Below are 20,604 nucleotides of genomic sequence, written 5' to 3'. Positions count from 1 at the left end.
TCGGGCCTCCCACCTGCCACGATCCCGAACGGCGGCGGGTACGGGCAGATACAGACGACATCTTCCGGCCGTGACGGACATCACGAACCGGGCGCGGCGTCGCCGGGCGCGCCGCCGATGAGGAAGTCCCCGACCGACGACTCGGTGGCCCAGTCGAGCCCGAACGTGCGGGCGGCCAGGTCGGCGTCGCCGCTGCCGAGGCCGCACGGCGCCATTCCCATCGCGGTGGCCACCAGGTACAGGGTCTGGTAGAGCGCGCCGACGTTCTTCAGCGTGGCGGCGTAGGCGAGCCCGGAGTACTTCCACGACACGCGCTGGAAGCGCGAGGTGATGGTGATGAGCACGTCGGGGTCGGCCACGCCGCCGGTCGCGAGGCGCGCCGCCGCCAGCATCGCCCGCGCGTCCTCGGGCTTCGCGGGCAGCAGGACGAGCCGGTGGCCGAGCGGGTCGTAGTGGTAGACGCCGGCGTCCAGGCCCTCACAGCGGGCGACGGTGAGGTACAGCTCCAGCTCGTAGACCGCGCCGCCGCCCGGGTAGGGCCTGCTGCTGGCCTCGTACGGCATGCCGGGCGCGGGCGCGAGGAGGCCCCGGACCCGGACCGCCCGGTAGAGGAACTCGCCGAGCCGCGCGGCCGTGGGCGGCCCGGCGTACCGGCGTACCGACCTGCGCGACTCCAGGACGGTGGTGAACGGCGGGTCGGCCGCGGCGGCCTCCTCCAGGGAGGGCCGGTGCAGCTCCACGACGGGGCCCTCGGGGACGGGCTTGACGACCGGCGCGGGCGGCAGCTCGCCGAGGAAGCGGAAGGTCGCGCCGAAGGGCTGGTCGTGGCGGCCCATCCTGCTCCTGGCGTGGAACAGCAGGTCGTGGAAGTCCCAGGCGCGCAGCGCCGGGTCGCGGTCCTCCTCGTCGCCCGCGCGGGCCATGCCGGCGGCGACCAGGTGGCCGATCGCCTCGGGCGCCTCCTTCGCCGTCACCCCGCGGCCGAGCGCGGCCAGCAGCGGCATGGCCTCCTCGGTGAGGGTGACGCGGTGCCGGGACAGCGGGGACTCCAGGACGAGCCCCCCTGCCGCCGCGCGGACGAGCGCGAACCTGGACAGGCGCACGACGTCGCCGGGGTCGAGGACGGGCGGATCGAAGGCGGCGTCGCGGGCGACGGGGACGACCCGCAGCAGCGGCTCGACGGCGTGGACGAGGATCGGGCGCAGCCGCGACAGCGCCAGGTACAGCACGGCGGCCTCCTCGCTGGTCCCGCCCGCGGCGAGGAGCCGCTCGGCCAGCTCGTCCTCGCCGGCGAGCGTGCCGGGCATCGCGCGCAGGACGGACGCGACGGCGGGCGGCAGGCCGCGCAGGGTGACCGCGCCGAACGGCTGGGTGATGGTCAGCGTGGTCAGCGCGCCGCCGTCCTCGTGGACGGAGGCGTCCGCGCGCAGGCCGACCATGAGCATGGGGTGGTCCGCCGGGACGGCCGGGGGGCCGGTCTCGACGGCGGTCACAGGAACATCGTGACGGGGTTCATCCGCTCCTCCGGGGTCGGCTCGGCGAGCCAGCCGAGCTGGACGGGCACGTCGTAGAGGCGGCCGGGGGCCAGGCGCCGCCAGAAGTGGCGCAGGCCGGGCACGATGACCTTGACGACCGGCAGGCCGATGTCGGGCCTGGTCTGGTCGAGGACGAGCATCTCCATCCCGCGCTCCTCGACGAGGGCGCGGGCGGCGGCGATGTCGTCGAGCAGGTCGGTGGTGGCCGGCCGGTCGTACGCCGAGGCGGGCACGGCCGGCCCGGCGGGCGTCAGGTACGGGTGCGCCTCCATGCGGGCCTTGGTCCACCAGTCGAGCTGGTCGCCCTCGGGAAAGCGGTAGCGGGTCGCGCCGTCCGGCCCGGCGTCGATGACCGCAGGGATGAACTGGTTCATCTCGGCCAGGGCCCGCTGGACGGCGATGCGCGCGTCGAAGTGGGCGCCGAAGGCCATGAGGATGTCCTCGGTGGGGCCGTGGAGGCGGCGGCTGATGGCCGCGGCCACCGGGATGCCGAGGTCGGTGGTGAGGTCGAGCACGTGCGTCTCGCGGCCGAGCCCCGCGTACACCTCGCGGAACTCGTCCATCCACGGGTCGGCGAAGCTGCCGAGGTCGAAGGCAGGGCGCCGGACGCGATTGTACCACCACAGGGCCACCGCGTCCCGCTCGACCAGCTCCATGAAGCCCTGCAGCACGGCGTCCTCCGGCGAGGACCCGGCGGCGTTGCCGTTGGAGTCGGCCCAGGCGTAGAGCGGGCCCCGGGGGCGCGAGTCGTTGTAGTAGTAGTACAGGTAGCCGGTGGGCACGTACTTGTGCCGGCCCTCCGTGAGCGACCACACGGGCGTCCACTCGATCTCGGCGTCCTCGTCGAGGGGGTCGCCGACGAACGTGTAGCTGGCGACGCCGGTGAGGTCCCGCCTGGTGCGGTACTGCGCCTCGCTGTACAGGGCGCACACGTTCGGGTGGACGGCGTCCGCGCGGAGCTCGCGGAAGCTCGCGGTGCGCCGGGCCTCGTCGCCCTGGAAGATGCCCGAGTAGCGTTCCATCGCCTCGCACATGGCGCTGACCTTGGCCTGCAGGTCGGTCACGCCCTTGCCCGCGCTCTGGCTGCGCAGGCCCTGGCGCAGCGCGCCCAGGTCGCGCACCTGCCGGGCGAAGTTGTGGCCCGCCATGTAGGTCTTGACGAAGGGCGTCCGGGTCTCCACCCGGGTGAGCTCGCGGACGACGCCGGTGACGGGGCTGACGAGGTGGGCGTACCGCTCGGCGGTGTCCTCGGGGTGGCGCGAGCGGTGGCCACCGTCGGCGGTGAAGGTCTTGGGCCGCGGGCTCAGCGCGAACGGCGTCCCGGCGGCGGCGGCCATCATGCTCGCGTCGCCGCACTCGGGGCACTGCGGCCTGCGGCGCAACTCGTGGCGGGCGGCGCCGAGGTGCAGGGTGTCGAGGGTGATCACGTCGCACTGCCCGGCGTTGCGCACGCCGGCCAGCCACTTGACCGCCTCGGCCGCGACCAGGCGGACGCCCGCGCCGCGGGTCAGCGACAGGTCGGCGGCGGGCAGGGCGAGCGGCCCGTTGCCGCGCAGCCTGTCCTCCAGGTACTTCAGCGACTGCCGGTGCCCTTCCAGCCGCTGCGACAGGCACCGCCAGCAGCCGCCGTCCTCCCCCGGCTGGAAGACGGGGCCGAGCCACAGGACGGGGCCGGTCGTGCGGGCGAGCAGCCACGGCCGGCCTGCGGCGAGGTGCCGCCTGTTGATCTCGGCCAGCTCTGGGCGCAGGTAGTCGTCGGTCAGCACGACGGTCAGCGCCGCCCGCTCGCCCGGGCCGGCGACCTCGACCCCCTCCGCGGCCAGCAGCAGCCGCAGTTCCTCGTCCGGAACGTCGCCGGCGGTCAGCACCTCGGCCCGCCCGCCGCGCACCGCCGCGACGGCCTCCTGGGCGGAGCGCCCGGCCATCTCCCAGTAGGCGGCGGTCCCCCGGTCGATGTCCTCGGTGACGTCGACCAGCAGGTCGCGCCCTCGGAGCGTGTGCAGCACGTAGTAGACGTTCTCCGGCGGAATGTCCGGCTCCACCGCGACCAGGATGTCCTGGACGGTGTGCTTGCCGTCGAGCAGGCTCGCGACCGCCTCGATCGACCGGCCGGACAGGACGTGCGTGTCGCGTTCGGAGATCAGGTAGACCCCTTCGCCCTCGATGACCTCCACCCGGTAGTGGCGGCGGAATGCGGGTCGGACGTCCATGGCGTTACCTTTCGGGCCGGCATTCGGAACAGCGTTCGGATCGGCGTTCGGATCGGCATTCGGTTCAGTGCGCGAGGCGCAGGGAGGCGACCTGGTCGTCGGCCAGCCGCAGCAGGGTGAGCCCGGCGGCGGCGAGCCCGTCGACGGCGGACAGGGTGAGACGGTCGGCGCGCCGGCGGTCGGCGAACCAGCGGCCGGTGTGGTCGCGGCGGCGCAGCAGCTCGGCGGCCAGCCCCCGCGCGGAGCGCTCCAGCGCGCCGTCGCCGGTCAGGCGGGCGGTGTGCAGCGCCACCTCGGCGTCGACGACGAGCCGCGCGCAGGAGCGTCCCGGGTCGGGCGCGCAGTACCGGACCACCCGCTCCCGCAGGCCGGCCGGAACCTCGCCCGTGAGCAGGTGCGCCGTGCCGACGGCGGCCAGCAGCGAGCCGGGCGTGTCCAGGCCGAACCGGTGCTCCCGCAGCGGCGCGGCGGACGTGCCGGCGTCACCGAGGGCGTGCGCGGCGGCGGCGAGCGCCCACACGAGCCCGTCCCGCCCGGTGGGCAACCCGTCCAGGACGGGAACCCCCGGCGGGTACGGGGACGGCGCCGCCCCGCCGGACGCCAGCTCGGCCAGCAGCTCCTCCCGCAGCCGCGCGGCGAGCGCCTCGGCGGCGGGGACGGGCACAGGTGAGGCCTCGCGCAGCTTGAGCAGGGCGAGCAGCAGACCCGCCCTGCCGAGCACGGGCTCGGCCGAGGTCGGACGCAGCAGCTCGGCCTCGGCCAGCGGCACCAGCCCGGCCGCCCGCTCCACCAGCCGGGTGTCGGCCAGCGTGGCGCCGCAGCGGCTGAGCGCGTAGATGGCCGAGCCGATGCCCACGAAGGCCCCGACGGGCGCGGCCGTCCCGCACATCCTGCGGTAGAGCGCCGATTCGGTGGACAGCGCCGCGAACTCGGCCGAGGCGTCCAGGGCGTCCTGCGCGGCCGTCCAGTGGCCGGGCGCGCCGGTGTTGGCGTACAGCTCGGCGAGGAAGACGGCCAGCCCGGCGGTGCCGGTGAGCAGGTCGCCGTGGAGGGGCTCGATCTGGTCCAGCCCGTGGGCGGGGTAGGAGACCACGCCGATCCAGCCGGACCGCTCGCCGGCGGGGCCGCCGCCGGACGGGGCGAGGGTGACCGCGGTGGCGAGCACCTGGTCGGCCAGCTCGCCCGCGCGGGCGAGCAGCACCTCCGCCCGCGGCTCGTCCCGCCGGCCGGACAGGTCGAAGCCGTGCAGGCCGATCTCGCGCACCGTGCGGGGACGGGGCCCGGCGCCGGGGAAGGAGGCGGGCAGCTCGCCCGCGCCGGTGAAGTCCAGGCAGGTCTCCAGGACGGCGAGGTGCTCCTCCAGCGGGAACCCGGCCAGGTCGGCGACGCGGTCCTGGAGCCGCTGCCAGGCCGTGCCGGAGAAGTGCCCGGGGATCTCGACGCCGTCTGGGGTGAACACCGAGTCCGACCCGGGCCTGGAGAGGAACAGCGGGACGTCCATGCGGCGGAACGCGTCGATCTCCTGCTCGACCATCTCCAGGATGTCCTCGCGCCCGGGGTCGCGCCGCAGCGTCTCACGGGCGCTGCGGAACAGGTGGGCCAGGCAGACCTCCCTGGCCATCCCGTCGACCAGCGCCCCGGGGCCCAGGCTCGTGGTCAGCAGCTCGACGCAGTCCCAGGTGCTGCGCCAGATGTAGCGGACCGGCGCGTCCCGCAGCAGCGCCAGCGGGCCGCGCGGGTCGGCCAGCAGGTCCCGGTTGCGCGCCAGGCAGTCCTGCATCTGCCGGTAGCCCTCGGCCACCTCGTCGGCGTAGCGGCTGGGGTCGGCCAGCTCGCCCGCCCCCCAGGTGGGACGGTACGGCGGCGCCTCCCAGCCGAGCGGGTAGCCCGCGGGGTTGCGCGCGACCTGCTCCTGAAGCCCGGCCATGCAGCCGATGTCCTGCGCCTGGACGCCTCCGCCGATGACGCGGGGGAAGCTGATGACGGCGGTCTTGGCCACCGTCTCCTCGACCTTCCCCCACAGGGACCGGATGCGGTCGCCGATGAGGGCGGGCTTGCTGATGCGGGCCTGCAGGACGTTCTCCAGGTCGATGAAGACCGGCGTGTCGCCCTTGGCGACCAGGTTGTCGGCCCACAGGTCGCGGCACTCCAGGAACTGGGCGAGCCGGGCCAGCATGCCGAGGCGGGTGTAGTAGCGCCGGACGCTGTCCTCGTCGGCGCCGGGCTCGGCGGTGACGTACTCCTCCCAGCCGTAGCCGTCGCGCAGCACGACCCGGCGGGTGTGCAGGGCGAGCGGCAGCCCGTGGTTGTTCAGCAGGGTGCACACGTCCATCACCCCGGCCACCGAGCTCAGGTCCTTCGGCTTGTACACCACCCGCTCGCCGGAGGCGAAGGTGAGCAGCGTGACCACCCGGCCGTGGTCGTGCGGGTCGCCCGAGTCGCCGGAGTACCCGGTGACCGGGCCGGGGGCGGTCCAGCCCCACAGGGTCCTGCGCAGCTCCGGCAGGTCGGCGCTCAGCCGGTCGAACAGCTCGTGGACGACGCGCCGCCACTGGAGGCAGGCCATGCCCATGACGTAGGCGAGGCCCGGCAGCGTCTCCAGCCGGTCGAGCCAGCCCGCCTGGCTGACGTCGAGGCCGGGGCTCTGCAGCCAGGCGGACACGTCGTTCGCGGTGCCGGCGAGCTGCGCCTCGAACGCGAAGCCGGAGAAGCACACCTGCGTGAGCCGCTCGACGAGCTGTCCCGCGATGTCCTCGCACGCCTCGGGGGTGACGGGGACGCCGCGCACGGTCCCGTCCTTCATGTCGACCAGCCGGTCGACCGCGCGCCGGAACGCCACGAACGGGGAGCCGGGGCGCCCGGAGGCGGGGTCGGCGGCGGCCGTGGGCGGCTGGGCGAGCAGGAAGTCGACCAGGGCGTACCCCCAGTCGGGCAGCCTGCGCGGGTCGGCCAGGCGGACGTCGACGAGCCCGGCGCCGAGGTCGCGGCCCGAGCGCCTGCGATGGTGCAGCAGCGCCCGCTTGGCGTCGTCGTCGTCGCCGACGGCGGCGTTCAGCCAGCGTCTGGTGCGCTCCGACGCCTGGCGGGGGCCGCGGCCCGCAACGGGGACGAAGAACTCCCCCGACACCCGCTCGGGGAAGGGCGCGGCCGCGGCCAGCACGGCGATCAGCCGCTCGTCCCCGCCTGGGACGGCGAGCAGGCCCTCGTTCTGCGCCGCGGCGTACCCGGGGTGAACCGAGACCGTCATCTCAGACCTCCTGTCGGCGGACCATGCGGGCGAAGAGCGGGCTGTGGTCCATCAGCTCCTCGAAGGGGCCGTCGGCGACGACCCTGCCCTGGTCGAGTACGTAGATCCGATCCGCGGACCTGATGGTGCTCAGCCGGTGCGCGATCACGATCCGGGTGATGTCCAGCTCGGCGATCCTTCTGCTGACCAGGGCCTGCGTGTGGTTGTCCAGGGCGCTGGTCGCCTCGTCGAGGATGAGGATCCGCGGGCGCTTCACCAGCGCCCTGGCGATGAGCAGCCGCTGGAGCTGGCCGCCGGAGAAGGAGGCGTTGTCCTCGCCGACGACCGTGTGCATGCCCATGGGCATCGCGGCGATGTCGCCGTCCAGGTCGGCCAGGCGCGCGGCCCGCCAGGCGTCCTCCTCGTCCGCCCCGGGCACGTCCCCGACGATGTTCTCCAGGACCGAGCCGCGGAGCACCCTGGCCTGCTGCATCACCACGCCCACCTGGGTACGCACCCGGCGGGGGTCGAGGTCGCGCAGGTCGCGCCCGTCGTAGAGCACCTGGCCGGTGCGGGGCGGCTCGAACCCGAGCAGCAGGCGCACCAGCGTGGACTTGCCGGCGCCCGACGGGCCCGCGACCGCGACGAACTCGCCCGGCCTGAACACCATCGAGACGTCGTCGAGGATCCGCGACGCGGTGCCGGGGTAGGCGAACGACACGCCGGCGAGCCGGACCAGCCCGGTCAGCTCGCCTGGGTCCTTGGCGCCCGGCGGGGTCTCGGCGGGCCGCTCCAGCACCGGCCGCAGCCGCTCGAAGCGGGGCAGGAGGGCGAAGGCCGCCTCCACCGCCCGGTTCATCTGGCCGAGCGCCAGCACGAACTGGCCGAGCGCCACGGCGGCGATCACGAAGGACGCGGCGGGCACGTCCAGGGACAGGGCGGCGCAGGCGAGCAGGAGCAGCAGCGCCGGCTGCGCCGAGGCGCCGATGGCCGCCGAGACCGCCCGCTCGCGCTGCGCCGCGGCGGCGGCGCGCTGCTGGGTGGCGAACAGCCGCGACCACAGGCCGAACACCTGGGCCTCCCGGCCCGCGACGTGGATCTTGTCGATGGCGCCGAGGCACGCGTACAGCAGGGAGTACACCTTGCCGTACTGCTCGTGCACGACCAGCTCGTGCCGCTGCTGGCGGACCGCGCGCCCGGCCAGCACGGCGAGCAGCGCGCCCACCCCGCCGAGCGCGGCCAGGGCGAGCCGCCAGTCCACGGCGAGCAGCACCAACAGCCCGAGCAGCGAGAACATGCCGCCGAGCAGGGAGTTGACCGCGGCCTCGCCGAGCGACTTGCGCATGTCGGCGGCGGCGTTGGCCCGCTGGACCAGCTCGCCGGTGCTGTACTGGGCGAAGAACGGCAGGTCGAGGGAGACGAGGTGGCCCCAGACGGCGGGTTCGAGCCGTTCCTGCAGGCGGGTGTGCACGCGGACGAGCGCCGAGTTGCGCACGGCGAGCAGCAGGGCGCCCGCGCACACCACCCCGGCGAGGAGCGCCATGGTCCAGATCATCGCCGGCCGTCCGGCGGGGTCGGCCGCGGCGGTCAGCAGGGTGAAGGTGAACAGGGGGACGCCGAGCGCGAGCAGCGCGCCGCCGCCACCTGCCGCGAGGAGCCAGGCCAGGTCCCTGCCCGCGCCGCGCAGGGCGAACCGGAGCAGGGCGGCGGGCGAGGTGACGCCCTCGTCCAGCGGCGGGTAGACCTGCCAGGCGTCCGGTTCGAGCGTGGCGGCCACGGCCTCGGTGACGCGGCTCGTGCCCGCGGCCGGGTCTTCGGCGCGGTAGCCGCCCCGGTGCGGCAGCAGCGCCACGGGCCGCCCGTCCTCCCGGGTGAAGCCGATCACGGGGACGGTCGCCCCGCGCCACCACCGTCCCTCCAGGCGGACCCGCCGGTGCCGGACCCTGGCGGCGTCCAGCGCCGCGCCGAGCGGGTCGGCGGACGTCTCCCCTGCCGCGGTACCGGGCGCCGGGCCGATGGCGGGCACGGCGAAGCCGCAGTGGCCGCCGAGCGCCTCGACGACCTTGACGGCGTGCTCGGCGCCGGTGCGGGGCCGATCGGGGGTTGGCGGCGCGCCGGCGGCGACCGCGACGTCGGCGAACGACCGCCGCACGGTCTCGCTCGTGGCGGCCACCCGGGCGGCGCGCCAGTTGTCCCGGTCGGCGTCCTCGGCCTCGGCCAGCAGCAGCGCCTGGGCCAGCGCCGCGCGGTGCAGCGCGCGCAGCTCGTGACGGCCGGGGGGCGACGCGCCGGGCGCCGGCGGCCGGTCGTCCCGCGCGCCGGGGTGGCGCAGGCGGTGCGCCCAGGCCGCCAGCGCGTCCGCGTCCCGGCGCACGCGGCGCACCGACGTCCCGCCGGCCGGGGACGCCACGACGGTGTAGCCGCGCGGCGGATCGGTGGCGGCGAACCCGTGCAGGAGCTGCCCGGTTCCCACCCGCACGACGCGGCGGCGCGGGCCCCGTCCGTCCACGGGCGCCAGCAGCACGTCGACGAAGCCGCTCACCACGCGCCAGCACGCGTAGGGGTCGATCAGGTCGATCTCGCTGACGGGGTAACCGTCCGCGCGGTCCTCACCGGCGTCCTTCTCCGCCAGGCGCCCGGCCGCGCCGCCCTGCGTCGTGCGGCGCCCGTTCGCGCCGTTCTCACCGGGGTGTCGTCCGTTCATGCCGCTTCCTCGACGAGCGTGCGGTAAGGACCGGGCTCGGCGATCAGCTCGGCGTGCGTGCCGCGCTGGACGACCTTCCCGCGGTCGAGTACGAGGATCAGATCGCTGTCGCGCACGGTGCTGAGCCGGTGGGCGATCACCACGCACGTGCAGCCCCTGGCCTTGAGGTTGGCGTCCACCAGCGCCTCGGTCTCGGCGTCCAGGGCGCTGGTCGCCTCGTCCAGGACCAGCACCGAGGGGGACAGCGCGAGCGCCCGGGCGATCTCCAGGCGCTGCCGCTCGCCTCCCGAGAGGTTGCGGCCCCGTTCCTCGACCAGGCCGCCCGCCAGCCCTCCCCTGTGGTGGACCACCTCGGCCAGGCGGGCGTCGCCGAGGGCCCGGTGCAGCCGGTAGGCCGGGACCGTCGGGTCCCAGAGCGTGAGGTTGTCGGCGACCGTGCCCTCGAACACCTGGAGGCTCTGCTCGACGTAGCCGATGGAGGTGGTGAGCGTCTCCCGGGGCAGCCGGTCCCTCGGCACGCCGTCGAACCGGATCTGCCCCGACCACGGCGTGACCGCGCCGGTGAGCAGGCGGGCGACGGTGGACTTGCCACTGCCCGTGCGGCCGACGATGGCGATCCGCCGGCCAGGCTCGGCGCGCCAGGACAGCCCCTCGATCACCGGCCCGTGCTGGCGGTCGTACCCGAAGGTGACCTCGTGGAACTCCACGGCGCCGGCCAGGCCGCCGGGTGCTTCCGGGGCGCCGGGCGGCTCGGCGTGCCGGGGGTCGGGCTCGGCGCCGAGCGTGTCGTCGAGCATGCTGGTCTGCGCGACCGCGATCTGCGCCTCGGCGCCGAGCCCCACCAGGGAGGACACCGGCACGAGGAAGGCGCCGACCAGGAGCTGGGCCGCGATGACGGTCTCCATGGTGACCTCGCCGCGGGCCATCAGCACCGCCCCGGTGATCACCATGGCGGCGCCGGCGAGCGAGCCGAGCGCGGCGGGCACCACCATCAGCGCCTGCGTGACGCGCATCAGCGCCTGCGTCGCAGACATGGCCCGCGCCGACAGTCCCGCCCACTTGGCGAAGAACCAGTTCTCGGCGCCGTCGGCCTTCAGCGACTCCGCCATCGAGACGCCGTTGAAGGCCATGCTGTCCCGGCGGTGCTCGTCGAACAGCAGCCGCTGCTGGTGCGGGGCCGCGCGGCGGCTCACCTCGCGCATCGCCACGACGTTGACCGCCGCGAGCAGCGCGGCGACCGCGGCGAAGGCCGGGTGGAAGGCGAAGAGGATCGAGGAGTGCACCACCATGGCGAGCAGGGCCGCGATGGCGGCGGCGACCCGGTCCGACAGCAGCAGGGCGAGCCCCGCGCCGAAGGACGTCCTGGTCACCATGCCGCCGGTCGCCCGCCGGTGGAAGTGGTCGCCCGGCAGCCGCAGCAGCCGCCACACGTAGCGGCCCGACAGGTCGGCGGCCATCGCCATCTGCACCCCGCTGAGCAGCCGCTGCTGCGCCCACGTGCCGGCCAGGGTGAAGGCGACGCAGCCGAGCAGCCCGAGGAGCACCGGCGCCGACCACGCGGCGCCGCCGGGGGCCGGCACCTTGCCCAGGAAGAGCCTGGTCAGCAGCGAGGTGACCGCCGCGGGCAGGGCCAGCGTGAAGGCGATGACGGCGACGGCGAGCAGCGTGGACAGGTACGGCCGCACCTTCGCCAGCGCCGAGCGGGCCATCAGGAAGCGCGGCCCGCCGGGGACGAAGCCCTCGCCCGGGCGCGGCACCACCGCGATCCCGCTGAACCGCCGCCGGAACTCCTCCCTGCTCAGCCGGATCCGGCCCACGGCGGGGTCGTTGATGTACGCCCACCGCTTGCGCATGCCCTCCAGCACGACGTAGTGGCGGTGGTCGACGAAGATCATCGATGGGACGGGGAAGGTCTCCAGCTCGTCGGCCTCCACCCGCCAGCCGCTGATCGTGAAGCCGTACGCGTCGCCCGCGGCCTTGAGCCCGGCCCCGGTGAGCCCGTCCCTCCCCACGCCGCACCGTTCCCTGATGTTGCGCAAGGGGACGCGCAGGCCGTGGTAGGCGAAGATCGTGCTCAGGCAGGCGGGCCCGCAGTCGGCGTCCTCCATCTGCGGACGGCGCTCGGTGCGGACCGGCCGCGGCCTCGTGCGTGGCGGCTCGGCCGCGCGCTCAGCCACGGCGCGCTCCGGCGCCGAACAGGGCGTCCACGGGCCGGACGACGGCGACGGTGATCTGCCCGGACACGGGGGTGAGCGTGGCGCCGGGCCAGGCCGGCCGGTCCAGGTCCACGGTCACCAGGTGCCGCCCGTCCGCCCGGAGCGCGTCGCCGAACCGCGGGCGCAGCTCCTCCGCGGACGCCGGGTACGGCTCGACGGCGCTCACCCGGCCTCGCAGGGCGCCCACGGTCACGGGCAGGCCCGGGACGAGCGCCCCCAGCCCGTCCCTGCCGACCAGCAGCCACGCCCGCAGGGGCCCGGCCGCCGGGTCGACGGCCGCGACGGCGCCGCCCGCGGCCAGGACGGCGCCGGGGGCGGCCGTACGAAGCACCCGGCCGCTCGCCGTCGCCGCCACGACGTGCCGGCCTCCGCGCGCGTCGGCGACCACGGCGAGCGGCGTCGCCGCGGTCACCTCCTGGCCCGCGCGCACGAGGACCTCCGCCACGCTGCCGGACACGGGGGCGGCCACCGGCACGGGCCCTCCCCCCGCCACCAGGACGCCCGTGCCGGGGACCACGTCTCGGACCTGACCGAACCACGCCCAGCCCATCCCGCAGCCCGCCACCACGACGAGCGCGACCGCGGCGAGCCACGCCTTGGTCCGGACCGTGAAGACGAGCTCGTCGATCCGCTCGCCGCCCGGCGCCTCCACCGCGGTCATGGTCATCGGGAGATTCCCTCCGGGTACTGCAGGCAGAAGCAGAGGCTGAGCAGGCAGGGAGGCGGCGGCGTGGCCGCGACCCCGTCGAGGATCTCGATGACCAGCTCGGCGCCGGGCTCAGGGGGCAGCACCGGCGCCCCCGCCCCCTCGGCCAGCCGGATGTCGAACTCGGCCAGGACCGGGAGGGGGTCGCGCTCGTAACGGAGTCGGAGATCGGCGTCGAGCCAGGACCTCGCGGTCAGCTCGCCGAACGCCCTGCGCTGGGCGGTGTCCCAGCCGATCGTGTCCACAGTCATCACGGGTCTCCCGCCGCGGTGTGTGAGATGCTCTGGCTGGCGGGGTGGTGGGCATCTGGACTGCCCACCATCCCGCCCGGGAAGTGCGAGACGGTCAGGCGGTCTGCCCGCCGGAGAAGCATCCGGTCGGGCAGCTCACGGTGCCGATCGTGCCGAGGGCGCCGCCCGCGGACGATTCCAGGCTCTCCAGGTCGATGCTCTGGCCGGGCCGGGCGGGCAGGTCGGGGGTGGGCAGCTCGCCCGGCCACTCGACGCCGGCGTCCGCGAGCGCGGCGCGCGGGTCTCGTTCGAACTCCTGCCGGATCGCCTCGTCGGACCACGCGCGGGCGACGAACCGGGCGAGCTGCGCGCGCAGCTCGGGGGACAGGACGGGGTCTTGCGGCATGAGGTCACCTCGTTGGTGAGGCCCCGGGGTCATGGACGGCGATCGTCCGTGGTTCCGGGTGGGTCAGGGGGTGGCCGGCTACGAGGTCCAGAGTCGTCAGTGGCGACAAAGCACGCCAGAAACAACTAACACCGACATTTCGTGATGTTCATCATTTGATGTGGTCCGTAATCGCCGGCCGGAGGCGCGGGGACGTGGCGGGACGCCGGGATGCGTTCTTTGGGGGGCGGCCACCTCGTCCCCGGAGCGGCCCCCGATCAGGGTGCGCCTTCTTCCGGGCGCGCCTTTCTTGCAGGTGAGCCTTCCTGCCGTGCGCCTTCTTCCGGGCACGCCTTCCTGCAGGTGAGCCTTCTTGCGGTACGTCTTTTAGGGAAGCCGCTGCTCGCGGTGCGCGAAGTCGCGCATCTCGCGCTGGGCCTCGCGGGCCATGGCGAGCATCAGCCCGAGTTCCTTCTTGACGATCTCGGCGTCTCCGTCCATGCCGTCCGTACCGGCCAGGACCCTGCGGCCCTGCCGGGCGATCGCGTCGAGACGGCTGCCGAGGACGGCTTCCAGTTCCAGCATGGCGCGGGCGCGCTGCGCCGCGACCTCCGCCGTGGCGAGCTCGGCCCTGGTCGCGTAGGCGAGCCGCGCCGTCTCCGCGAAGTGCGTGAGACCGGCCAGCGGGATCGCCGCCACCGCGACGGACAGTGTCCAGGACAGGCTCTCGGTGAGGACGTCCCCGAAGGCCATCGACTTGAGCGTCTCGGCGACGGTCACCAGCGCGAACACCGCCGGGGAGTACGGTCGGGGCAGGACCCCCAGCGCCAGCGCGGCGAGGAAGACCCCAGACGCGGCCCACCAGTCACCCAGATACGGCAGGGGGAGGTAGACGAGCAGCGCCATCGCCGCCACCGCCCACCGGTGCCAGGACCCGCGCGGACCGGTGCAGCCGGTCGCGATGTACAGGGCGACGACCGCCGTCGCCAGAACGACACCGGCGGCCCGCGAAGCGCCGGTGTCATCGATGTAGTGCGCGAACGTGGGAATCATGAGGTAGACGGCGAACGCGACGATCGCCGCGCGGCCGATCCGCACCTCCAGCGGCGCGCGTGTGGCCGTCCTTGATCCGGAAACCCCGCTCTGGGTCACAAACGGATCATGACAACCCGAACCAGCGAAGGCAACGCATCAGCGGTCGCTTTTCCCGTCCGGCCGCACGTCATCCCTCCCGGCCGCGCTTCCCTCGCCGGCCGCGCCTTCCTTGCCGGCCGCGTGACATCGTTCGGGTCGTGTCACCGTCCGGCCGTCTTACCGTCCGGCCGTCTTACCGTCCGGGCGCGTCACCGTCCGGGCCGTCCTACCGTCCGGGCCGCGTCACCGTCCAGGCCGCGAAATGCTCACGGCACGGCGGGACGCGCCGGACACCCGGCGGCGGGCCGCCGGGCGCCACGGCGCGCGCTCCCCGCGCGTGCTAGCGCGTCCGTGTCGCGGCTGCGATCACGGCTCGACGGGGAGCTGGGGCGAGTCGGCGCCACAGCCATAGGTGGAGGCGGTGCCCAGGCAGCCGCCGATGGTGCTGATCGTGCTCGCGGAGCCGAGGCAGCCGTTGGCCGCGCCGGCCGCGACCTCCAGCTCCTCCAGGCTGAACTCGCCGGTGGGCTTCTCGGGCAGCGGCGGCGTGGGCACGCCCTCCGGGTAGGCGATGCCGTACTCGGCGAGCAACGCCCGCGGCTCGCGTCCGTAGCGGGTCTTGACCTCACCCTCGGTCCACGCCGAGGCGACGAGCCTGGCGAACTTCTTGCGGTCCTCGTCACCGAGAATGTAGAGGCTTTCGGCCATCGGGCCACTCTCCTTGTCCCCGGCTCGCGGCCGGGATCCGACGGGAGTGGCAGCGGGCATCTGGACTGCTCGCTGCCCCTTTGTGCAGGTCCAGACTCGCCTGGGACGCCCTTCGCCGGTAGAAACAACTAACACGAACCGCCCGTGACAACTATCACGACAGCCGACGGAACCGGCTTAGACCCTGTCGGGACCGGCATGGACGGCCGGTTGGACCGGCATAGACGGACCGCCCGCGGCCCGACGGGGGCCACGCCGAGACGACGGCGGGCGCGTGAAGGGCGCGCCCTGGCGAACCCGATCGGCAGGAGGGCACACCCCGGCGACTGCGATCGGTGCAGGGGTCACCTCTATAGCGCCCTAAGGGGAAGCCGACCGAAACCCCGCAAATGGCCGGAACCTCGGGTTCCACCCACTCACCGCCACGTCGCGCGGCCATGTGGGCACTCGGGGATGACGTACCGGTTACTCCCGCCGGTTCCGCCGATGACGCGAAGTATGCGATCCGCCGGTCACCCCAGCGCCCCGGGCGCGCTCCGGGGATGGGAGCGCGCCCGAGGCCCGGCACGGGGCTGCCCGGTGCCGGATCGCGGGACGTGTCAGTCGGTGCCGGTGGACAGGGCGAGCTGGATGACGTTCTCGTTCTCCAGGACCCAGGACGCCGAGAGGCCGCCCTCCTTGACCAGCGCCTTGCCGTCGCCCTTGAGAACGCCGATCCTGTTGCCGGCGAGGGCGATCTGGATGACGTTGTCGTTCTCGGTGACCCAGTTGGCCGACAGGCCGCCTTCCTTCACCAGCGCCGTGCCGTCGCCCTTCAGGACGCCGATGCGGTTGCCGGACAGGGCCAGCTCCAGGACGTCGATGTTCTGGGTGACCCAGACGGCCGACAGGCCGCCCTGCTTGACCAGCGCCGTGCCGTTGCCCTTGAGGACACCGATGCGGTTGCCGGACAGGGCGATCTGCCGCACGCGGGTGTTCTCGGTGACCCAGCTCGCCGACAGACCGCCTTCCTTGACCAGGGCGGTGCCGTCACTCTTCAGGACGCCGATGCGCTTGCCCGAGAGCACGAGCTGCTTGACCCCGGTGTTCTCGAGGACCCAGGACGCCGACAGGCCGCCCTCCTTCACCAGCGCCCTGCCGTCGCCCGTGAGGACGCCGATGCGGTCGCCGGACAGCGCGATCTGCTTGACCCCGGCGTACTCGTTGACCCAGCTGGCGGACAGGCCGCCCTCTTTCACCAGGGCCGTGCCGTCGGCCTTGAGGACGCCGATGCGGTCGCCGGCGAGGACGACCTGCTTGATGTTGTCGTTCTCGAGGACCCAGTTGGTGGACAGGCCACCTTCCTTGACGAGCGCCGTGCCGTCGCTCTTCAGTACGCCGATGCGGGGCGGGGCCGCGGCGGCAGGGGCTGCCGTCGCCGTGCCCAGGACGGCGACGAGCCCGCCCGCGATCACGAGAGTGCACCTGCCCGCGGCCGCGCGGGCGAGGACGCGCCCGCGCCGGACCGCTGTTCCGATCGTCATGACGACCTCCGAATCACACCAGGCGGGGCTCGGGTGCCCGCCTCGGAATGTAACGGAGAGTGTATGTGTCGCTACCGACGGAACGCAGATTCCCGCGGGCGCGGCGGGTGCGAGGAACATGCGCCCCTGACGTCGTTCTCTAACACCCGGCTGTCGGCGGCCCCGAGGTCAGCGGCGGCCGTTCCCGGGGTCCTGGCCGCCCAGCACGACCTCGTCCATGTAGCGGACCTAGTCGAGGCCGGCGTGGTCGAAGTCGTACGGTGGCGTCGACGGTTGGATGCGCGGGAGGTTCGCAAGCCGGGCTCCCCCGGCTCAGACCATGTACTGGTCGTGGCGCAGGTACAGCTCCGTCCACTCCTCTTCGGTGAGCGTGCGGCCGGTCGCCGCGATCTCGGCCAGCTCCTCGAAGTACGACTCACGCGGCGCGCCCGGGGCGAAGTGCAGCAGCAACGAGGCCGGCTCGCCCGACTCGTTGCGGAACGCGTGGACGCCGCCCGGCGGCACGTGCAGGAAGTCGCCCGGCGCGGCCTCGACCCACCGGGCCCCGTCGTACAGACGGACGGTGCCGGACAGGACGAAGAACGACTCGGCCATCGTGCGGTGGTAGTGGGCGCTCGGCCCGCTCGGCCGCGCGCCCATGTCCCAGCGGTAGAGCCCGAACAGACCGCCCGTGGTCGCCCCCGTGGCGAGGTAGCTCACCTCGGTGCCGCCCTCGCCGATTCTCAGCTCGGGTTCGTGCCCCTTCGGCCGGAACGTCCCACTGGCCTCGCCCTTCTCAGCGACGTACAGCGCCTGCGGATACGACATGCCCCTCCTCTTTCCTTCTCGGCTGAGGCCTCGAGCCCCGGCGACGAGATCACCCGGCCCTACTGGGCCGCCCCTCAGGACGCCTTGCGCAGCAGGGCGAGGAACATCGCGTCAGTGCCGTGCCGGTGCGGCCAGAACTGGGCGTACGGGCCCGCGCCGAGGGAGTCGACCTCGTCGAGGTAGGCGCGCGCGTCGAGCACCTCGGCGTCGCCGCGCCGCCTCACGACGTCGTCGACCACCGCGCGGGTCTCGGCCAGGTGCGGCGAGCACGTCACGTACGCCACCACCCCGCCCGGGCGCGCGGACGTCAGCGCCGAGCCGAGCAGGCGGCGCTGGAGGGCGCCGAGCTCGGGCACGCTGTCCGGATCCCGCCGCCAGCGCGCCTCGGGACGGCGGCGCAGCGCGCCGAGGCCCGTGCACGGCGCGTCGACCAGCACGCGGTCGAACACGCCCTCGCGCCAGGCGGGCGCGGTGCCGTCCGCCGCGATGACCCCGGCCTTGCGCGTCGCCCGCCAGACCAGGCGGGCGCGGTGGAAGCGCTGGTCGGAGGCCAGCAGATGGCGGTCCTCCTGCAGCGCGAGCGCGTCCAGCAGGCCCGCCTTGCCTCCGGGGCCCGCGCACATGTCCAGCCACAGCCGGTCGTCGCCGTCCAGGGGCACCCGCGTGAGCGCGAGGGCCACGAGCTGGCTCGCCTCGTCCTGGACGGCCGCGCGGCCCTCGGCCACGGCCGGGACGGACGCGGGGTCGCCCTCGGGCAGGTAGGCGGCGTACGGCGAGTAGCGGGCGGGGACGGCCCCGGCGTCGACCAGCTCGCCGACCGTGCTGCGGCCCGGCAAGGCGATCAGCGTGACGCCGGGGCGCTCGTTGTCGGCGGCGAGCAGCGCGGCGGTCTCCTCCGGGTCGCCGCCGACGGCGTCGCGCAGCGCCGAGGTGATCCACCGCGGGTGGCTGTGGGCGACGGAGAGGTGGCCGACGAGGTCCTCCTCCGGATCGGGGGCGACGATGGGCAGCCACCGCTCGTAGTCGCGCGTGGCGACCTTGCGCAGGATCGCGTTGGCGAACTTGGACGCGCCGGCGCCGACGCGCAGCCGTACGAGGTCGACGGTGGCGCTGACTGCGGCGTGCGGGGGGACGCGGGTCTTGAGCAGCTGGTGGACGCCGAGGCGGATGGCGTCGAGCAGCGGCGGGTCGATGTCCTCGGGCGGGCGGTCGCTGCACACGGCGATGATCTCGTCGTAGGTGCCGAGACCGCGCAGGGTGCCGTAGGCCAGCTCGGTCGCCAGCGCGGCGTCGCGGCCGGTCAGCCCGCGCTCGCGCAGCAGGGTGGGCATGAGCAGGTTGGCGTACGCGTCGCGCTCGTCGACGGCGCGCAGCAGGTCGTAGGCGGTGTTGCGCGGCTCGTCTCGGACCGGCTTGGACCTGCCCGCGGGCCGTCCCTGCCTGCCCGGCCTACCCCGCCTGTCCGCGCGGCCCGAGCCGCCGTCCTCGCGTGTCACGCGTCCCCCGCCGTCAGGCTCATCGCCTCGATCATGTCGCACATTTCCGTGATATCCGCCTGATTCGCCCGGGGGTCGCCCGTCGTGTCCGCCCGGCTCGCCCGGGGTCGCGTCGTATCCACCCGGCTCGCCCGGGTTCGCCCGTCGTGTCCGCCTGGTCCGCCCGGCGGTCGCCCGCGCCGCGGCCTCCCATCGGCGATCAGCCGAGCCGGTCGTCCGGAGTCAGGCGCACGCCGCGCGCCCACTCCCCCGCGGTCATGCGCCGCTTGCCCTCGGGCTGGACGTCGCCCAGCCGCACCGGGCGCGTGGCGGTGCCCACCAGCACGGTGTTCTTGGCGGCGGCGATCTCACCCGGGGCCAGGGCGCCGGCGCCCGGGACCGGCTCCTCGCCCTCGGGCACGGGGGCCACCGGGCCGATCTTGAGGCGCTCGCCGCGGAACTCCGCCCACGCCCCCGGGGCAGGGCTGCAGGCGCGGACCAGCCGGTCGACGCGCATCGCCGGAGCCGTCCACTCCACCCGCGCGTCCGCCACCTCGATCTTGGGCGCGTAGCTCACGCCGTCGGCGGGCTGCGGGCGGGCCTCCAGCTCGCCGTCCTCCACGCCGTCGAGCGTGGCCGCGAGCAGCCCGGCCCCCGACTCGGCGAGGCGGGCCAGCAGCTCACCGGAGGTGTCCGCCGGCAGGATCCGCTCCGTCACGACGCCGTACACCGGGCCCGCGTCGAGCTCCTTGACGATCTGGAACGTCGCCGCGCCGGTGATCTCGTCACCGTGCAGCACGGCGTGCTGCACGGGGGCCGCGCCGCGCCACGCGGGCAGCAGCGAGAAGTGCAGGTTGATCCACCCGTGCTTGGGGATGTCCAGCGCCGCCTGCGGCAGCAGCGCGCCGTACGCCACGACCGGGCAGCAGTCGGGCGCGATGGCCTTCAGCCGGGCCAGGAACTCCGGGTCGCCCGCCTTGGCCGGCCGCAGCACCTCGATGCCGGCGGAGGCCGCGAGCTCGGCCACCGGGCTCGCGTGGACCTTGCGGCCCCGCCCGGAGTGGGCGTCCGGGCGGGTCACCACGGCGACCACCTCATGCCGGGGCGAGTCGAGCAGCGCCCGCAGCGACGGCAGCGCGGTTTCCGGGGTTCCGGCGAAGACGAGGCGCACGGTGCTAGAGGGCCTTCCCTTGAGTGGCGTGCGGCGAGAACTTCACGGCCGGCGCGGCGAGGCCGCTCCACTCCGCCTCGCGGATCGCCTTCATCGCCAGCTTGCGCTGCTTGGGGTCCATGCGGTCGATGAACAGCACGCCGTCGAGGTGGTCGGTCTCGTGCTGCACGCACCGGGCCATCAGGTCGGTGCCCTCGATGGTGATCGGCTCACCGTGCATGTCGAACCCCTTGGCCACGGCCCGGATCGCGCGCGGCGTCGGGAACGCCAGGCCGGGGAACGACAGGCACCCTTCCTCGCCTTCCTCGTCCTTCTCGTCGGAGAGATCCAGGCTGGGATTGATCAGGTGGCCGAGCTGCTCGTCGACGTAGTACGTGAACACGCGCAGGCCGACGCCGATCTGCGGCGCGGCGAGCCCGGCTCCCGGAGCGTCCATCATCGTGTCGGTGAGGTCCTTGACGAGTTTGCGCAGCTCCTTGTCGAAGTCCACGACCGGCTCCGCGGGGGTGCGCAGCACCGGATCGCCGAACAGGCGGATCGACTGAATTGCCACGGACGACTCCGTTCACGTCAC

General features: G+C 74.4%; 15 protein-coding genes. All 15 read right to left on the bottom strand.

The features are described 5' to 3' along the window. Positions 1–80 precede the first annotated feature (80 nt). Entirely contained in the window at positions 81–1,493 is a 1,413-nt protein-coding gene (locus AB0M95_RS09320) for a SagB family peptide dehydrogenase (protein WP_363761487.1), read from the bottom strand. Further along, positions 1,490–3,745, bottom strand: coding sequence for a TOMM precursor leader peptide-binding protein (locus AB0M95_RS09315; protein WP_363761485.1), 2,256 nt, complete (start codon positions 3,743–3,745; stop codon positions 1,490–1,492). Before AB0M95_RS09315 ends, AB0M95_RS09320 begins: the two co-directional genes overlap by 4 nt. Positions 3,746–3,809: 64 nt before the next feature. Beyond that, complete coding sequence (locus tag AB0M95_RS09310) at positions 3,810–6,992, bottom strand: DUF4135 domain-containing protein (protein ID WP_363761483.1); 3,183 nt, start codon at positions 6,990–6,992, stop codon at positions 3,810–3,812. Between the two features lies 1 nt (position 6,993). After that, positions 6,994–9,675, bottom strand: coding sequence for an ATP-binding cassette domain-containing protein (locus AB0M95_RS09305; protein WP_363761481.1), 2,682 nt, complete (start codon positions 9,673–9,675; stop codon positions 6,994–6,996). Then, positions 9,672–11,852: a cysteine peptidase family C39 domain-containing protein gene (locus tag AB0M95_RS09300; protein ID WP_363761479.1), complete on the bottom strand. Its 2,181-nt coding sequence runs from the start codon at positions 11,850–11,852 to the stop codon at positions 9,672–9,674. The genes AB0M95_RS09305 and AB0M95_RS09300 overlap by 4 nt, the downstream gene beginning before the upstream one ends. Continuing rightward, positions 11,845–12,558, bottom strand: a complete 714-nt coding sequence (locus tag AB0M95_RS09295) for a hypothetical protein (RefSeq protein WP_363761477.1) — start codon at positions 12,556–12,558, stop codon at positions 11,845–11,847. Before AB0M95_RS09295 ends, AB0M95_RS09300 begins: the two co-directional genes overlap by 8 nt. After that, positions 12,555–12,848 carry a hypothetical protein gene (locus AB0M95_RS09290; RefSeq protein ID WP_363761475.1) on the bottom strand — a complete coding sequence of 98 codons (294 nt, stop codon included), beginning with the start codon at positions 12,846–12,848 and terminating at the stop codon, positions 12,555–12,557. Before AB0M95_RS09290 ends, AB0M95_RS09295 begins: the two co-directional genes overlap by 4 nt. A gap of 94 nt (positions 12,849–12,942) precedes the next feature. Next, complete coding sequence (locus tag AB0M95_RS09285; protein ID WP_363761473.1) at positions 12,943–13,233, bottom strand: hypothetical protein; 291 nt, start codon at positions 13,231–13,233, stop codon at positions 12,943–12,945. A 366-nt stretch (positions 13,234–13,599) separates the two neighbouring features. Beyond that, positions 13,600–14,364, bottom strand: coding sequence for a hypothetical protein (locus AB0M95_RS09280; protein WP_363761471.1), 765 nt, complete (start codon positions 14,362–14,364; stop codon positions 13,600–13,602). 348 nt (positions 14,365–14,712) lie between these two features. Further along, on the bottom strand, positions 14,713–15,054 hold the full coding sequence (locus AB0M95_RS09275) for a thiocillin family RiPP (protein WP_363761469.1): 342 nt from the start codon (positions 15,052–15,054) through the stop codon (positions 14,713–14,715). Positions 15,055–15,653: 599 nt separating this feature from the next. Further along, on the bottom strand, positions 15,654–16,577 hold the full coding sequence (locus tag AB0M95_RS09270; protein ID WP_363761467.1) for a hypothetical protein: 924 nt from the start codon (positions 16,575–16,577) through the stop codon (positions 15,654–15,656). Positions 16,578–16,889: 312 nt separating this feature from the next. Further along, on the bottom strand, positions 16,890–17,384 hold the full coding sequence (locus AB0M95_RS09265) for a cupin domain-containing protein (protein ID WP_363761465.1): 495 nt from the start codon (positions 17,382–17,384) through the stop codon (positions 16,890–16,892). Between the two features lie 74 nt (positions 17,385–17,458). Next, positions 17,459–18,880: a transcription antitermination factor NusB gene (locus tag AB0M95_RS09260; RefSeq protein ID WP_363761463.1), complete on the bottom strand. Its 1,422-nt coding sequence runs from the start codon at positions 18,878–18,880 to the stop codon at positions 17,459–17,461. A gap of 199 nt (positions 18,881–19,079) precedes the next feature. After that, complete coding sequence (gene fmt / locus AB0M95_RS09255; RefSeq protein ID WP_363761461.1) at positions 19,080–20,030, bottom strand: methionyl-tRNA formyltransferase; 951 nt, start codon at positions 20,028–20,030, stop codon at positions 19,080–19,082. Positions 20,031–20,034: 4 nt separating this feature from the next. After that, positions 20,035–20,583 carry a peptide deformylase gene (def, locus tag AB0M95_RS09250; RefSeq protein ID WP_358513570.1) on the bottom strand — a complete coding sequence of 183 codons (549 nt, stop codon included), beginning with the start codon at positions 20,581–20,583 and terminating at the stop codon, positions 20,035–20,037. Positions 20,584–20,604: the final 21 nt, after the last annotated feature.

It is taken from the genome of Sphaerisporangium sp. NPDC051017 (assembly GCF_040683095.1).
In the GTDB taxonomy this organism is placed as follows: Bacteria; Actinomycetota; Actinomycetes; order Streptosporangiales; family Streptosporangiaceae; genus Sphaerisporangium.
Note: the sequence above shows the minus strand (reverse complement) of the source record. Positions and strands in the feature narration are given on the sequence as shown.

What these genes read in the sequence shown, in the direction of transcription:
- AB0M95_RS09315 (WP_363761485.1), bottom strand. Translation starts at nt 3,745, where the DNA reads ATGGACGTCCGACCCGCATTCCGCCGCCACTACCGGGTGGAGGTCATC.
- AB0M95_RS09310 (WP_363761483.1), bottom strand. Translation starts at nt 6,992, where the DNA reads ATGACGGTCTCGGTTCACCCCGGGTACGCCGCGGCGCAGAACGAGGGC.
- AB0M95_RS09305 (WP_363761481.1), bottom strand. Translation starts at nt 9,675, where the DNA reads ATGAACGGACGACACCCCGGTGAGAACGGCGCGAACGGGCGCCGCACG.
- AB0M95_RS09295 (WP_363761477.1), bottom strand. Translation starts at nt 12,558, where the DNA reads ATGACCATGACCGCGGTGGAGGCGCCGGGCGGCGAGCGGATCGACGAG.
- AB0M95_RS09290 (WP_363761475.1), bottom strand. Translation starts at nt 12,848, where the DNA reads ATGACTGTGGACACGATCGGCTGGGACACCGCCCAGCGCAGGGCGTTC.
- AB0M95_RS09285 (WP_363761473.1), bottom strand. Translation starts at nt 13,233, where the DNA reads ATGCCGCAAGACCCCGTCCTGTCCCCCGAGCTGCGCGCGCAGCTCGCC.
- AB0M95_RS09275 (WP_363761469.1), bottom strand. Translation starts at nt 15,054, where the DNA reads ATGGCCGAAAGCCTCTACATTCTCGGTGACGAGGACCGCAAGAAGTTC.
- AB0M95_RS09270 (WP_363761467.1), bottom strand. Translation starts at nt 16,577, where the DNA reads ATGACGATCGGAACAGCGGTCCGGCGCGGGCGCGTCCTCGCCCGCGCG.
- AB0M95_RS09265 (WP_363761465.1), bottom strand. Translation starts at nt 17,384, where the DNA reads ATGTCGTATCCGCAGGCGCTGTACGTCGCTGAGAAGGGCGAGGCCAGT.